Genomic DNA, 14,039 nt, shown 5'->3' with positions numbered 1-14,039 from the left:
TCTATTCGGGCGGCACATAATTTTTCGGGCCGCCAAGTTTCATGAATTTGCCGTGGACGTAAAAGCCGGCCACCAGCGCCAGCGTGGTCACCACGGCGGCGACCACGAAAGTATAGCGATAGACACCGCCCGTCCGATCAATCAGGAGGCCGACGAGCGGGCTGAATGTAATGCTGGCGGCGGCGGTGAAGATGCCGACCGCCGAGGAAAATTGTGCGAAACGTCCGCGCGGGAAGAGGCGTTGCGCGAGTGAGGCCGCGCTCGTGTAGTAGCAGCCGGAAATGACGCTGTGCGCCACCCACGCGGCCAAAAAGCCGTTGGCGGTGCTGACGCAGCACACGCCCAGAATCATCAGGAGCAGGTATGCCGCCAGCGAACCGATGGCCATGCGCAGGGGATGAAAAACGTCCGCCGCCCAGCCGAGAAACCAGGTGAGGCAGAGCGAGATGACGAAGGAGAGCGAGACGCATTTCCCGTAGGTGTCCATGCTCACGCCGAGGCTGCGCGCGTAGGGGATCGCAAACATGTTGATCGGGCCGAAGGACATCAGCGCGATTTTCAGGAGCAGGAAGATCGCGAGATAATACGGGTTGGTGAAGCATTCCTTGCAGTAGCGTTTTGTCTCCCGAAAAAAGCCGCCGGCCTTTTGTCCCGCCTTCGCGGCGGGCGCGGGGGGGGGAGGGGGGGGATAGGTGCCTTCCTTCACCTTGAAGCAAACCCAGAGAAAGGCCGTGCCGTAGAACACGCCGATGATGGTAAGGATGAGTGTGAAGTGGTCGGGCACCTTGCCCATGATCCAGTAGTTGAAGATCACGCCGTCGATCAGGCTCACGGCGCGGAAGAGTCCGTAAAAACGCCCGAGTAGTGGACGCGGAACTACATCGTTGATGAGTCCGCCAAAGACCGAGTGACCGGCGATGGTGGCAAATTCGAAGGCGGCCCAGAAGATACCAAAGCACACGACCGCGACCACCATTTCGTTTTGTTCGGGGAAGAGGTTGGTGTGCGTCCAGCGCGCGATGATGGGCGTGATGGCGACGCCGATCATGCCGAGGGCGGCGATTGGCGTTGTCACGAGCAGGAACGGGATGCGGCGTCCCCAGCGGCTGCGGCAGCGGTCCGACTTTACGCTGATAATGGGACTGAGCACGACGCTGATAAGCGCGGGAAACGAGCCGAGCAGCAGGGCGAAGAGATAATTGGGAACCTTGAGGTGATTCAGATACCAGTGGGCCATCGGCCCGACTGAACGGTCGCGCATGGACCACGAGAAGTCGCCAAAGAGCAGCCAGCAAAACAGCACGATCAGACCGCCTGTAGTGTAAGTGAGGGTGCCGACGCGCCAGATTTTTTTCGGCTCGGCGGGCGCGGGTGCGATGGCGGGGGATTCGGCAACGGCAACGGCGGCGTCGGAGGCGGCTGCGGGCGGCAGGCGAGGTGTGTGCGGTGCGGGCATCGGTGAGGGGGGGAGGGGGAGCGGAGCGGCGGTTTCCAACCGCCGGGTGGTGCCAGCATCTGCTCCAGTTTCGGCGGTTGGAAACCGCCGCTCCTCCGTTAAATTAGAGCATTTTAAATAAATCTGTAGCCATTACCTAACTGGTAGGGAGGCCTCTCCGAGGCCTCCGTGAGCATAGTGTGAGGAAGCGAAACTCATAGGTAGTTGGAACGTGGTTTCGGAGGCCTCGGAGAGGCCTCCCTACCGTTAAGACAACGACTACAGTTTTGAGTAAAATGCTCTAGCGGCGACGAAGGGTCGCGATGGCGAGAGCGAGGATGCCGATGAGCACGGCGCAGGTGGTGGGTTCCGGGACGGCAGGCGCTGCCCACGGTGCGACCGATCCGGTAACGACGAGATTGTCGAAATAAACGTAAGAATAGGTGCTGGAGGCCTGCACGTAGAAGCGGAAGGTAACGGATTCTCCGGGCGTAAGAACGGTGCCGGCAAAAGACGTGATGGAATAATTGACATAGTTGGCCGAGCCCAGTTGCAGCGTGCTATCCGTGTCACCGTCTTTGTAGTAACCGGAGGCAAGGAGGGTGCCGCTATCGGTGCCGAAACCGTCACTTGAGGATACCAACCAGAAACCGAGATGCTTTACGGTGTCTCTTCCTTGAGGGTCGATGACTGCCATCGACTTGAAATCAATGGAATCCAGCGTGACTTGGTAATCCGCTTTCGGAGTGATCACAAATTCAAAGTAATTTTCCCTGGCCGTTGCCGTTGTCAGACTAAAAGTCGGGTTGGAACCACCACCACCCCAGGCAGAGGTGGATGTCCTGAGATTTGAATCCGTTGCTCCACGCTCGAAAACCGATAACCCGCAGGTGTTGCTGGTTCCTGCACCGACGATGTTGCCTTTGGGTCTCGCATAAAAGCTGGGGGCGACGATTCCAGACGAGACCGAATAGGGGTTGAGATTGGAACCAAACGTCCACTGGACGAGATTGACGGGCGTATCGGCGGCGTGAAGGGAACTTCCGAGGGCGAGGAAGGTGGCGAATGCCACGAGCGTTGCAGGCAGGGTTTTTGTTTTGGCGAACTTGGGTGTTTTCATGGGTGTGCGGGTTGCTTGAGACAGAAACATCTCCCCCAAGGCTCCCACACAATCTTCTTGCCATTATCTCAGGATAACGGGCGTACGGTTTTGCCTTCGAACCAAGTCCCCTCGACGTGGATGCGTTGCGGATTGCCGGGGATGCCGCGTTCGCCGCGTTGCATCATGGCGACGAGGAAATCGGCCGCGACTTCGCCAACGTAACCCGACTCTTCGTTAATCCCTGCGATCGCCGAATCATCGTTGCCCTCGAAGAATCCAAGGGTGGTGCAGGCAACGGCCACGTCCTCCGGCACGGCCATGCCGATGTTGTCAAGGTGGGTCATGATCTGGGGTGCGCCGGAAATAATGGCGTCGGGACGCCACTTGCGCAACCAGACTTCGAGCTGTTTGCGGTAGTCGGGCCAGGTATCGAAGAGCAAGGGTTCGATCCGCGAGGCCAGGAAGTGGCTCTCGGCATACCAGGCGCCGAGGTAGTTGTGATCCGTGCGGGCGTTGTGTTTGTCGTGCAGCGCCAGTCCGATGCGGCGGTAGCCGCGGCGCAGGAGTTCGCGCATGATGCGCGTGAGGTTGCGATACTGGGCGGGCACCACGGTGTGCAGGCAGGGCTGCGCCAGCGTGTATCCAAACGTCACCGCCGAAAAATCCTCCCACGGAAAATCAAGCGTGATGCGGGCGCGCGGCTGCGGGCATAGGAGAAGCCCCGAGATGGAACGCGCGCGCAACATCTTCGCCAGTCTGGCGGGTGTCATATCGGGAGTGTTCATGTCCAGCGTCTCCATCGAAAAACCGTGCCGCCGCGCGCTGGCTTCGGCTCCATCGCGGTAACTTTTCCATTGGCGCAAGGAGTGGTTGCCGGAGGAGTTGACGATCCAGGCGAGCGTGCCTTGGAAGGCGGCGGGGCGGCGCGAACTGCGATATGCCGAAAGCGCCGAAAGCATCGGGTCGGGCGCGTAACCCATCTCGGCGGCCAGCTTCTCAACCCGCTCGCGTGTCTCTGGCGGGATGCCGGGATGCCCGCGCAATGCCATCGAAACCGTGGTGCGGTGAACACCCATTTTCCGGGCAATATCCTTGTGCGTGACGCGGGGAAGCGAATTTTGGGCGGTTTTCATTATCCTGAGATAACAAGCGCGAGATCGCTAAACCAGAATAAACTCGCTTGTTTCATTTCCGCTATGATTCCCCGCGCATTTCTTTCCCCCTCCCGTTCTCCTCATGGTAAATTTAACCGCCGTATTAATCAGGGATTTACGCTAGTCGAATTGCTCACGGTCATCGTGATTATCGGCATTCTGGCTGCGATCATTCTCCCGGTGACAGCCCGGGTGCGCGTGGCCGCCAAGCGCGTTACTTGCGTTTCCAACCTGCGGCAAATGAGCATCGGTCTTGCCGCGTTTGTCACCGAAAACAAGGGCATGCTGCCCGGTCCGCTTTACTCGAGCATGACGTGCTACTACAAAGGCAGCGGCGACAACGGGCACCTTGGCTCTTACATTTATCACTACATGGGAATGCCGCGCATTGCCGCTGGTGTGTCCAGGCGCTCCGAGGTTTTTGCCTGTCCCGGCTGGTTCAAAAAGAGCGGGCAATCCAGTGACACCCGTTTTTTTGGCATCAGCAGTTCCTACACCGTTGACGGGCAGACAAAATACAGTTTCGGAGACGCAAACGCCGGGGTGGACTCCGACAACAATCCTAAAAAACCACCTGGCTTGTGGGAGCATCTGCCCACGCCGTCCCGCATGCGCGCCGTGTGGGACATTGACCAAGGTATCAATAGTTTCACTACAATCCCGGAAAAACCGATACACGGCAGCTACCGCAACGTCCTCTTTTTTGACTGGCATGTGAAAAGCCTGAACGTCGGCAATGGCACCAAGGACGAATGGAACAAATTGTGGGCGGATTGGAATAATCCGCCGTCGCCTTGAATGTTCTCTCTCTCTCTCCCCCCCCCCCCCGAGTTTCATGCAAAAATGAATGCATCAATTATTTACAAAAACAACCTTCGCCGTCTTCTCGCAACGTCCGCCGCCTCCGCGATGCTGGCGGTTTTCATCCCCGCGGTTCTCACGGCGAATGACGGAAACATCCGTCCTGTCGTGAAGTTTTCCGACGACGTGATCGCGCAGGCACTCGCGCAACCCGCGCCCGTCTGGCGTTATAAATTCCAGAAGCGTTACCGCGAGATCGACCAGACCTGCGCGCTCCACACGCTCGCCCTCGCAGCCTATGCCAATCCCTCCGCAACGTCCGCAACCAACGCACCCGACCTGAACGAAGCGGTTGCCACGCGTATCCAAAAAATAATTGCAGGAGGCACGGAGCCCGAATGCCAGGGGGGACTCGGCGGCTGGACGCACGGACCTTTCGCCTGGACGCTCGCGCTCGCGCGGCACACGCCCTCTGTCTGGAACCTGTTGTCGGATGACGAACATGCGCGCGCAGATCTCCTGATGCAGGCGCTGGCCGTGGCCGCGAACTTCAACGTGGATGACGACAACAACTACCGCTGCATGATCGATGGCGACATCAACACGGCCAAGACTTTCAATCCCAATCACGTCGAGGGCTACGTTGCCGCTGCCATGGCGGCTGGCTGGTATTTTGATGTTAATGACACTCAGGACACGCTTGATGCGTTTTTCCAGAAATTCGATTTCGACGCGTTTGTCGAAAAACTGCGCGCCGCGAATTTCACCAACATCATCGCCGCCTGGACGCATTCGCCGGAGACGCGGCGCGTGCTCATGGAGGGTGGCCCTTTTTATGCGGACAATCCGAAGGCAGGGACCGGTCGCGGTGTCCGCGGGAATCCTTTCACTTATGGGCAACACCGTGTCGATCAACCCTGGCCGATTTACGCGAAGCTGGCCCGGAAAATGTTCGCGCATGAGGTGAAATCGAGCTTGCCGGTGTCGGGACGAGAGGGGGAGTTTACACGTATTTTGGATACGGATACGGAGGGAAGGCCACTGGTTTCGCCGTGGGAGGGGCGGCGCGGCATGTGTTACGAGTTTCTTACTTCGCAGGGGGCAAAACGGGGCAGCAATTTCCGTAGTTGCGCACGCTATGTTTGGGAGGGATGGACGATCGACATGGCCACGGCGGTGACGCTTTATGCGCGCGGGCTTTGGCCGGCTCCGGGCAAGGATGACGGTCTGAGTTCCGCCATGACGGTCGGCTCGGAGGATCTGTTGTTCAAGCTGAAGCACGGATATCGCAGCTTTTCGCACGGCAGGTTCTACGATGTTAATTGGAAAATGGTGAAAGGCTGGCCGTGGGTGAGTGCGTGGTGGAGCGAGATTCTGTCGCCGTCGCTGGCAGGTTCGGGATCGACTGGCAGGTGAGGACTGGCAAGATGCCTGAATGGTGATTTCACTGTTTCCCCCGCTTTCGATGAAATTGTTCTTCGGCTGTTTGATTTTGTGCAGTCCCGCATTTGTCGCATCGGGCGCGTCGGCGGCGCAACCGGAGCGCGTCGGTTTCGTGGCCGACACCGCACGCGTCACGCAGCTTGCCGAGTGGATCGCGGCGACGCCACGCGCCGGTTTCACGCCGGCGTTTGCAGATCGCGATTACTGGCGGGGGCGGGTGAGCGCGAACGATGTGAACAACGTCGTTCGGAACGCAAAAAAGCTGGCGGACGAACCCATACCGGCGCTGACGCCAGAGCTTTACGATGACTTCAAAAAGACGGGGCAACGCAAACCGTTCGAGCGTCCTTATCAGGCGCGGATGGAGCGGTTGCGAACGTTCACGCTGGCCGAGGGACTGGCGGATTCGGGCACGGCAGCGAATGGGTTCCTGCCGTTGATCGAGGCGGAACTGGCGGCGATCTTTAGCGAGCCGACTTGGGCGATGACGGCGCACTCGGCGCAGTTCGCCAGCGCCGCCGACGCGCGGGCGCATGTCGATCTGGGCGCGTCGATGCGGGCGTGGTCTCTGGCAACGGCGGACTGGCTGCTCGGCGAACGGCTTCCGGCTGTCGTGCGCGAACGGATACGGAGCGAGGTCCGCGAGCGCGTGCTGGCTCCGTATCTGGAGCGAGTGCGCGCAGGGGATGCGCGTGGTTGGTGGTGGTTGGACACAACCAACAACTGGAATGCGGTTTGCAATGCGGGCGTGCTCGGGGCGGCGTTGCTGCTGGTGGACGATGCGCGGGAACGGGCGGAGTTCGCGGCGGCGTTCGAGGCGGGGACTCGCCGGTTCATCGCTGGGTTTGGCAACGATGGGTTTTGTCATGAGGGGCTGGGTTACTGGAATTATGGTTTCGGCCACTATATCATGGGGGCGGAGGCGTTGCGGCTGGCGACGGGGGACAGGGTCAATCTGCTGGCGGAGGGCAAGGTGCGCCGCATCGCGGAGTTTGGGGCGCGCTGGCAAATCGCGGGCGGGGTGTATCCGGGTTTTAGTGACGTTGCGCTTTCGGCAAAGCCGGCGGGCTGGCTGGCGGATTTTATCGCGGTTCGCTTCGGGCTGGGCACGGCGGCAGGGACGCCGGATGTCGCACGTGGTTCGCTTTACCAGATGGCGTTCGACGTCTCGCTGCAACGCCTGGCGGCGGCGGCGGGTAAAACAGGAGGCAGGGGGAATGCGAAGGTGGCGGGTGTTTTGCCGTTGCGCGACTGGTTTCCTGATGGCGGGGCATTGGTCGTGCGGCGGAGTGTGGCGGAGCGCGGGCTGGCGGCGGCGTTCAAGGGCGGGCACAACGGTCAGCCGCATAATCATAACGATCTCGGCTCGTTTGTGGTCGTGTGCAATGGGCGGCGTGTGCTGACCGACCTGGGTGGCGATACTTACGTGAAGGACACGTTTAGCTCAAAGCGTTATACGAGTGGAGTGCTCAATTCCTTCGGGCATCCCGTGCCGCGCGTGGCAGGCATGTTGCAGCGCACGGGAGCCAAGGCAAAGGCGGTGACGGTGCGTAACGATTTTTCCGATACGGAGGATGCCTGGGAAATCGATCTGACGAGCGCCTACGATGTGCCGGAATTGGAGCGGTTGACGCGGACGTTTGTGTTTCGACGCGAGGGGGGAGGGAGTCTGGAGATTGTGGACCGGGTGCGTTTCCGGGCGGGGGCGGCTCCGCAGTCGTTTGGCTCGGCGATTGTGTTGCGCGGCAAACAGGCGCGGGAGGCGGTGGATGTGCAGGCGCAGCGGTTCGTGGTGCGCGAGGGACGCGAGGGCGTGGTGATTTCGTATGCGGCGGAGGAGGCAGGGGGGGGAGGGAGGCACGTGGGTTTGGTTGTCCGCGAGGAGCCGATCATGGGAATCGTGCCCGGGCAGGCTCCGGCGGGGACTCGCGTGGGAATCGATTTTGCAGAGCCCGTGCGCGAGGGGATATTGCGCGTGTTGATTGTGCCGGAGGTGCGGTAGGGGCGCGGCACCGCGTAGCGCAGGCATCTTGCCTGCCATCCATAGATTGCGCGAAGCGCGGTGACTTCTTCTGTTTTCTGTTGGTTCGGCTTATTTGGGAGGCGGCGCTTCGCGCAATCGACTCGATGGCAGGCAAGATGCCTGCGCTACGGGGAACCCGGAGCGGGCGGGACGCCCGCGCCACGCGTAGGGGCTTCGCTTGCGAAGCCCGCGTTTGCAGGAGGTGGCATCGAATGGCGTGCGCAGGCGTCGCAAGCGACGCCCCTTGTTGTTTGGAGATGTGGTAAGATGAGGGAGTTCAGTCGAGGACTGCCCCCGCAAGTTGGTTCGACGGGGGGAGGCCTCGGGCGGATGAGCCGTGAGGGCCTGCAGGCCCTCACGGCTCGGCCGCCTGCGAGTTCGTCGACGCCCCTGCTTGATCCGTTCGGATCAGAGCGCTGGTAGCATGAACCGCAGGCGACCTTTTGGTTAATCGCTCGAACCGTTGAATGGACCACCGAAGCAATTGCTCCGGCGAGTCCGACAAAACAAGGATGAGCATGTATCCTCTGCCCGCAACTGATTACGTCGGTGTCGATGTCGCCAAAGACTCGCTCGCGGTCTGCAGCACTCTTGCTGCCAAAGTCGTCAACGTCCCCAATTGCCCGCAAGCGATGGACTCCTGGCTGGCCGGCCTGCCAGCCGGCGTCCATTTGCTCTGCGAGGCCACCGGACGTCATCACCGTTTGTTGCAACAACGCTGCGCCCTCAACGCCATTGCCCTGACCTGCCTGAACCCGGCACAAGTCCGCGCCTTCGCCAAGTCGCTCGGCACACTCGAAAAAACCGATCCGATCGATGCTCGTGTTCTCTTGCGTTTGGGCATCGAAGGTCACCCCGCGCCCTCGCCCGTGCCCTCGGACGCCCTGCGGCGTCTGGGCGACCTGCTCATGGCTCGCCATGCCATCGTCGAACAGATCAGCGCCTTCGACATGCGCAACAACCTGCTCAGTGCTCGGAGCGCTCTTCAACTCAAGCGCGTTGTGCGCGCCCTGCGCTCCCACCGCCTCGCTCTCGAACTTGATCTGCAGGCTTGGCTCTACAGCGAACAGGCGGCGCCTTGGCTCGAGCGTATCCACACCCTGTGCTTCGCTCCGGGTGTGGGCATCCTCAGCGCCCTTTCCCTTATCGCCTACCTGCCCGAACTCGGCTCCCTGAACCGCAGACAGATCGCCAAGCTCGCCGGCCTTGCCCCCCTTCCCTGGGACTCCGGCAAACTCAAGGGTCTTCGCATCATCCAAGGTGGCCGCGCTCCCGCTCGCCGCGTCCTCTACCAGTGCGCCATGGTCGCCGCTCGCTGGCATGAGCCTTCCCGTCTCCACTACCAACAACTGCGCGCTCGCGGCAAACCTCCCACCGTAGCCTATGTCGCCATCGCCAGAAAACTCCTCATCTTCCTTAACTCTCTGCTGCGTCCGGCCTACGCCGCTGCCCTCCCGTCCTGATTGACGGTTCAAGGCTCTTCTCTCTCGGTGGACTCCCCTTCCTCCGATGCCACTGCTTTGCCTCTCCCTCATACTTCTCAAGCTCATAAAAAATCACTCTCCAAGATAGTTGCTACGGGGGGCGGGACGCCCGCGGCACAGCGTAGCGGCAGGCATCCTGCCTGCCATCCATAGGTTGCGCGAAGCGCGGTGACTTTTTCTGTTTTCTGTTGGTTCGGCTATTTGGGAGGCGGCGCTTCGCGCAATCGACTTGATGGCAGGCAAGATGCCTGCGCTACGGGGAACCCGGTTGCGGGCGAGACGCCCGCGCCACTTGGGGGGCGGGGGATGGCGGCGATGAGGGTGCGGGTGTAGGGGTGTTGGGGGTTTCCAATGACGTCGAGCGCGGGGCCGGTCTCGACGATTTTGCCGCGATACATCACGGATACGCGGTCGGAGATGTGTTTCACGACGGAGAGGTCGTGCGAGATGAAGATGAGGCTGAGGTTCATGTCGCGCACGAGGTCGGCAAGGAGGTTGAGGATTTGCGCCTGAATGGAGACGTCGAGGGCGGACACGGGTTCGTCGGCGATGATGACGCGGGGTTCCATCGCCAGGGCGCGGGCAATGGCGATGCGCTGGCGTTGTCCTCCGGAAAATTCGTGGGGGTATTTTTTCTGGAGGCGCGGGGAGAGGCCGACGCGGGTCATGAGGGCGGCGACGCGTGCTGGGATTTCCGATACGGGGCAAATGCGGTGGACGCGGAGGGGTTCGGCGAGGGTGGCGTAAACCGTCATGCGCGGGTTGAGCGAGGCGAAGGGGTCCTGAAAAACCATCTGGAGGTCGCGGCGGCGGCGGCGGATTTCCGCGGGGGGGGAGGTGGTGAGGTTGCGGCCGTCGAGCCAGACGCTGCCGCTGGTCGTGGGGACGAGTTGCAGGATGGTGCGGGCAAGGGTGGATTTGCCGCAGCCGGACTCGCCGACGAGGCCGTGGACTTCTCCGCGGTGGAGGATGAGGGAGACGCCGTCAACGGCTCGGGTTTGTCCAATGGTGCGCCGGAAGATGAAGCCGCGTGTGATGGGGAAATAGGTGTGAACGTCACGGAGTTCGAGGATGGGTGTGGCGTTGGTCGGGTTGTGGCTCACGGGCGGGTGTTCGGAGAATGAGTTTCAGAGCGTTTTTTCGGAGAACATTTAACACTTAACGTTTAACACATAACATTAAATGACGGAGGTCGCGGCGCATTGGTGGGTTGGATATTAAATGTTAAGCGTTAAATGTTAGATGTTAAACGTTGATTCGGGAGGTTTCAGTTCCATCGGCGGCGGGCGGGAGGTCGAGGGTGTCGTGGATGGTGCGGAGGCGGGCGCCTTTGGGCTGGAGGGCGGGGATGGAATTGAGGAGGGCGCGGGTGTAGGGGTGCTTCGGATACGCGAAGAGGTCGCGCACGGGGGCCTCTTCAACAATGCGTCCGTTGTACATGACGAGCACGCGTTCGCAAAAAGTGGATACAACGCTGAGGTCGTGCGTGACGAAGATGACGGCCATGCCGATCCGCGCCTGGAGTTGTTTTATCAGTTCAAGGATTTGCGCCTGCACGGTGACGTCGAGCGCGGTGGTGGGTTCGTCGGCGATGAGGAGGTCGGGGTGCGTGATGAGGGACATGGCGATCATGACGCGCTGGCGCATGCCGCCCGAAAATTCGTGCGGATACTGGCAGAGGCGGCGGGGGGCGTCGGTGATGCCGACGGCGTCGAGCATGGCTTCGGCACGGCGGAGGGCGTCGGCGCGGCGGATGTTTTCGTGAATGAGGAGGGGTTCTATTATTTGCTCGCCGATGCGCATGTAGGGGTTGAGCGAGGTCATGGGGTCCTGGAAGATCATGCTGATGCGTTTGCCGCGGATGGCGCGCAGGGTGGCGGGGGGAGCGCGGAGCAAGTCGATGGGGGCGTGATTGCCGCGGGGGGGGGGGGGGGGAGGCGAGGAGGGCGGAGCCGCTTTCGATGCGTCCGGGGGGGCAGGGGACGAGGCCGAGGAGGGTGTGGCAGGTGACGGATTTGCCGGAACCGGATTCGCCGACAATGCCAAGGATTTCACCGCGCCGGAGGGTGAAGCTCACGCCGTCCACGGCGCGGAAGATGCCGGCGCGGGTGTGGAAGGTGGTGCGGAGATCAGTGACGGTGAGAAGCGGCATTACAGTGAACAGTGAACAGTGAAGCAGTGATCAGTGAAACAGTGAAGCAGTAGGTCGTGAAGCGATGAATGGGGAAAAGGCAGATAAGGATTGTTCACTGCCTCACTGCTTCACTGCTTCACTGTTCACTGTTCACTGTTCACTGCCTCATTGTTCACTGTCAAATCGCGTGGAGGGCGGATTTGCTGACGGCGAGGGCGGCTTCTTTCACGGCTTCGCTCATCGTGGGATGGGCGTGGATGGTGCGGGCCAGGTCCTCGGCGCTGCCGCCGTACTCCATGTGCGCGACGACTTCGCTGATGAGTTCGCCGGCGCCGCGTCCGAGGATTTGCGCGCCAAGGAGTTTGTCGGTGGTGGCGTCGGCAATGATTTTGACGAGGCCGTCGGCGGCGTCGGAGGCGAGGGCGCGGCCGTTGGCGGAGAAGGGGAATTTGCCTATGTTGACGGCAAGGCCGCGGGCTTTGGCGGCGTCTTCGCCGAGGCCGACAGTGGCGAGTTCGGGGTCGGTGTAGATGATGGCTGGGACGAGGTTCCAGTCGGTGTGACCGGCTTTGCCTGCGATCCATTCGGCGACGGCCACGCCGTCTTCCTCGGCTTTGTGCGCGAGCATGGGGCCGGCCACAACGTCGCCAATGGCCCAGATGCCGGGGATGTTGGTGCGGAGTTGGGCGTCAACGGCGACGCGGCGGCGGTCGTCGAGGGTGACACCGATTTTGTCGAGGCCGAGTCCATCGGTGTAGGGGCGGCGTCCGACGGCAACGAGAACTTTGTCGGCGGGGATGGGGGCGAGGGGCTGGCCGTCGCGGGTGGCGGTGAGCGTGGCGGTGGCGGGATCGTAGCCGGTGACGGTGGCGGTGGTTTCGATCTTGAGTCCCTGTTTGGCGAGGAGGCGGGTGTAGAGGCGGACGATATCGTCGTCGGCGGTGGCGGCGATTTTCGGGAGGGCTTCGACAATGGTGACGTCGGAGCCGAGGCGCGACCAGACGCTGCCGAGTTCGAGTCCGATGGCTCCGCCGCCGATGACGGCAAGGGTGCGTGGGACGGTGTCGAGGGCTACGGCGTGATCGCTGGAGAGGATGGTGTGGCCGTCAAATTTGAGGAAGGACAACTCCGCGGGGGCGGAGCCGGTGGCGATGACGATGTTTTTGGCGGTGAGAGTGGTGGCGGCGCCGGCGTCGGGCTGCACGGAGATTTCCGTGGGCGAGGAAAAGGTGGCGGCGCCGGTGTGGACGGTGACTTTGCGGGCTTTGGCGAGGGCGGCGACGCCGGCGGTGAGTTTTAGGACGGTGTCGTTTTTCTTTTTGAGGAGGGTGGGGAGGTCGAGTTCGACAGAGCCGAGTTTGATGCCGTGGGCGGCGGCGTGCTTTTGCGCAAAGGTGTAGTGCTCGGAGGATGACAGGAGGGCTTTTGTGGGGATGCAGCCGACGTTGAGGCAGGTGCCGCCGAGGGTGAGGCGTTTTTCGACGAGGGCGACGTTGAGCCCGAGTTGCGCGGCGCGAAAGGCGCAGACATATCCGCCGGGTCCGGCGCCGATGACAATGAGGTCGTATTGCATGAGAGAAAGAATGGGAGGAGTTAAGGGAGAGTGTCAGCGCGCGTTGATGCGCAGTGGTAGAAAAAGGGAGTGGTCAGGTCTGTGCTCGCAACATTCTTTTAGCTCCTGGCTCCTGACTACTCCCATCCTGACTCCTTTTCTCAGAGATTGAGGAGGAGGCGGGTGGGGTCTTCGATGGCTTGTTTGATTTTTATCAGGAAGGTCACGGCTTCGCGTCCGTCCACGAGGCGGTGGTCGTAGCTGAGGGCCAGATACATCATGGGCCGGATGACGACCTGGCCGTTGACGGCAATGGGGCGTTCGTTGATGGCGTGCAGGCCGAGGATGCCGCTTTGAGGGGCGTTGAGGATGGGCGTGGAAAGCATGGAGCCGAAGATTCCTCCATTGGTGATGGTGAAAACGCCGCCTTCGAGATCGGGGAGGGTGATTTTGCCGTCGCGCGCTTTCTTGGCGAGGTCGGCAAGCGATTTTTCGATGTCGGCCATGCCGGCAGTGTCGCAGTCGCGGAGGACGGGGACCATGAGGCCTTTGTCGGTGGAAACAGCGACGCCGATGTCGTAGTAATTGTTTTGCACTACATCGTCGCCGTCGAGTTGGGCGTTGAGGCCGGGGACGGATTGGAGGGCGTGGACAACGGCTTTGGTGAAGAAGGACATGAAGCCGAGTTTGACGCCGTTCTTTTTGACGAAGTCGTCTTGGTATTTGGCGCGCAGGGCGATGACGGCGCTCATGTCCACTTCGTTGAACGTAGTGAGCATCGCGGCGGTGTTCTGGGCTTGCACCAGGCGTTCGGCGAGGCGCTTGCGCAGAGGGGAGAGTTTTTTGCGCGTCTGGCGGGTGGAGGCGGGGATTTGGGGTTTGGGATTTGAGATTTGAGAGAGAGGGCCGGC

Annotated in this window: 11 protein-coding genes and 1 pseudogene; 4 read left to right on the top strand and 8 right to left on the bottom strand. The window is 61.3% G+C overall.

Annotated elements, in window-relative coordinates:
- Position 1: 1 nt before the first annotated feature.
- The 3 genes from OBACDRAFT_RS04010 to OBACDRAFT_RS04000 all read right to left on the bottom strand — a co-directional run bounded on the left by OBACDRAFT_RS04010 (position 2) and on the right by OBACDRAFT_RS04000 (position 3,670).
- Positions 2-1,456 carry an MFS transporter gene (locus OBACDRAFT_RS04010; RefSeq protein WP_081721800.1) on the bottom strand — a complete coding sequence of 485 codons (1,455 nt, stop codon included), beginning with the start codon at positions 1,454-1,456 and terminating at the stop codon, positions 2-4.
- Between the two features lie 280 nt (positions 1,457-1,736).
- On the bottom strand, positions 1,737-2,555 hold the full coding sequence (locus OBACDRAFT_RS04005) for a hypothetical protein (protein ID WP_043583010.1): 819 nt from the start codon (positions 2,553-2,555) through the stop codon (positions 1,737-1,739).
- A 68-nt stretch (positions 2,556-2,623) separates the two neighbouring features.
- Entirely contained in the window at positions 2,624-3,670 is a 1,047-nt protein-coding gene (locus tag OBACDRAFT_RS04000; protein ID WP_043583009.1) for a LacI family DNA-binding transcriptional regulator, read from the bottom strand.
- A 63-nt stretch (positions 3,671-3,733) separates the two neighbouring features.
- Here OBACDRAFT_RS04000 and OBACDRAFT_RS03995 point away from each other — a divergent pair, with 63 nt between their 5' ends.
- From OBACDRAFT_RS03995 to OBACDRAFT_RS03980, 4 genes are all read left to right on the top strand, one after another.
- Positions 3,734-4,489: a prepilin-type N-terminal cleavage/methylation domain-containing protein gene (locus OBACDRAFT_RS03995; RefSeq protein WP_043583007.1), complete on the top strand. Its 756-nt coding sequence runs from the start codon at positions 3,734-3,736 to the stop codon at positions 4,487-4,489.
- Between the two features lie 45 nt (positions 4,490-4,534).
- A complete protein-coding gene (locus OBACDRAFT_RS03990) occupies positions 4,535-5,908 on the top strand; it encodes a hypothetical protein (protein WP_232766620.1) in 1,374 nt (457 codons plus the stop codon).
- 49 nt (positions 5,909-5,957) lie between these two features.
- On the top strand, positions 5,958-7,937 hold the full coding sequence (locus OBACDRAFT_RS03985; RefSeq protein ID WP_043583005.1) for a heparinase II/III domain-containing protein: 1,980 nt from the start codon (positions 5,958-5,960) through the stop codon (positions 7,935-7,937).
- Positions 7,938-8,470: 533 nt separating this feature from the next.
- Positions 8,471-9,421, top strand: coding sequence for an IS110 family RNA-guided transposase (locus OBACDRAFT_RS03980; protein ID WP_157836912.1), 951 nt, complete (start codon positions 8,471-8,473; stop codon positions 9,419-9,421).
- Between the two features lie 218 nt (positions 9,422-9,639).
- Here the strand turns inward: OBACDRAFT_RS03980 and OBACDRAFT_RS03975 are convergent, their stop codons facing one another.
- From OBACDRAFT_RS03975 to sucB, 5 genes and pseudogenes are all read right to left on the bottom strand, one after another.
- Entirely contained in the window at positions 9,640-10,545 is a 906-nt protein-coding gene (locus tag OBACDRAFT_RS03975) for an ABC transporter ATP-binding protein (RefSeq protein WP_198529843.1), read from the bottom strand.
- 142 nt (positions 10,546-10,687) lie between these two features.
- Positions 10,688-11,497 (bottom strand): ABC transporter ATP-binding protein, encoded by an 810-nt coding sequence (locus OBACDRAFT_RS30525; protein WP_425601733.1) that lies wholly within the window; start codon positions 11,495-11,497, stop codon positions 10,688-10,690.
- Positions 11,454-11,594: pseudogene (locus OBACDRAFT_RS30520) on the bottom strand (ATP-binding cassette domain-containing protein); the annotation flags it as partial. The pseudogene OBACDRAFT_RS30520 and the gene OBACDRAFT_RS30525, both read right to left, overlap by 44 nt.
- 160 nt (positions 11,595-11,754) lie before the next feature.
- A complete protein-coding gene (lpdA, locus tag OBACDRAFT_RS03965) occupies positions 11,755-13,149 on the bottom strand; it encodes a dihydrolipoyl dehydrogenase (RefSeq protein ID WP_043583003.1) in 1,395 nt (464 codons plus the stop codon).
- Between the two features lie 140 nt (positions 13,150-13,289).
- A partial coding sequence (gene sucB / locus OBACDRAFT_RS03960; protein WP_112787760.1) for a dihydrolipoyllysine-residue succinyltransferase occupies positions 13,290-14,039 on the bottom strand: 750 nt, incomplete at its 5' end.

It is taken from the genome of Geminisphaera colitermitum TAV2, from assembly GCF_000171235.2.
Classification (GTDB): Bacteria; Verrucomicrobiota; Verrucomicrobiia; order Opitutales; family Opitutaceae; genus Geminisphaera; species Geminisphaera colitermitum.
This window is presented reverse-complemented; position numbering and strand designations above follow the sequence as displayed.

What these genes read in the sequence shown, in the direction of transcription:
- OBACDRAFT_RS04010 (WP_081721800.1), bottom strand. Translation starts at nt 1,456, where the DNA reads ATGCCCGCACCGCACACACCTCGCCTGCCGCCCGCAGCCGCCTCCGAC.
- OBACDRAFT_RS04005 (WP_043583010.1), bottom strand. Translation starts at nt 2,555, where the DNA reads ATGAAAACACCCAAGTTCGCCAAAACAAAAACCCTGCCTGCAACGCTC.
- OBACDRAFT_RS04000 (WP_043583009.1), bottom strand. Translation starts at nt 3,670, where the DNA reads ATGAAAACCGCCCAAAATTCGCTTCCCCGCGTCACGCACAAGGATATT.
- OBACDRAFT_RS03995 (WP_043583007.1), top strand. Translation starts at nt 3,734, where the DNA reads ATGATTCCCCGCGCATTTCTTTCCCCCTCCCGTTCTCCTCATGGTAAA.
- OBACDRAFT_RS03990 (WP_232766620.1), top strand. Translation starts at nt 4,535, where the DNA reads ATGAATGCATCAATTATTTACAAAAACAACCTTCGCCGTCTTCTCGCA.
- OBACDRAFT_RS03985 (WP_043583005.1), top strand. Translation starts at nt 5,958, where the DNA reads ATGAAATTGTTCTTCGGCTGTTTGATTTTGTGCAGTCCCGCATTTGTC.
- OBACDRAFT_RS03980 (WP_157836912.1), top strand. Translation starts at nt 8,471, where the DNA reads ATGAGCATGTATCCTCTGCCCGCAACTGATTACGTCGGTGTCGATGTC.
- lpdA (WP_043583003.1), bottom strand. Translation starts at nt 13,149, where the DNA reads ATGCAATACGACCTCATTGTCATCGGCGCCGGACCCGGCGGATATGTC.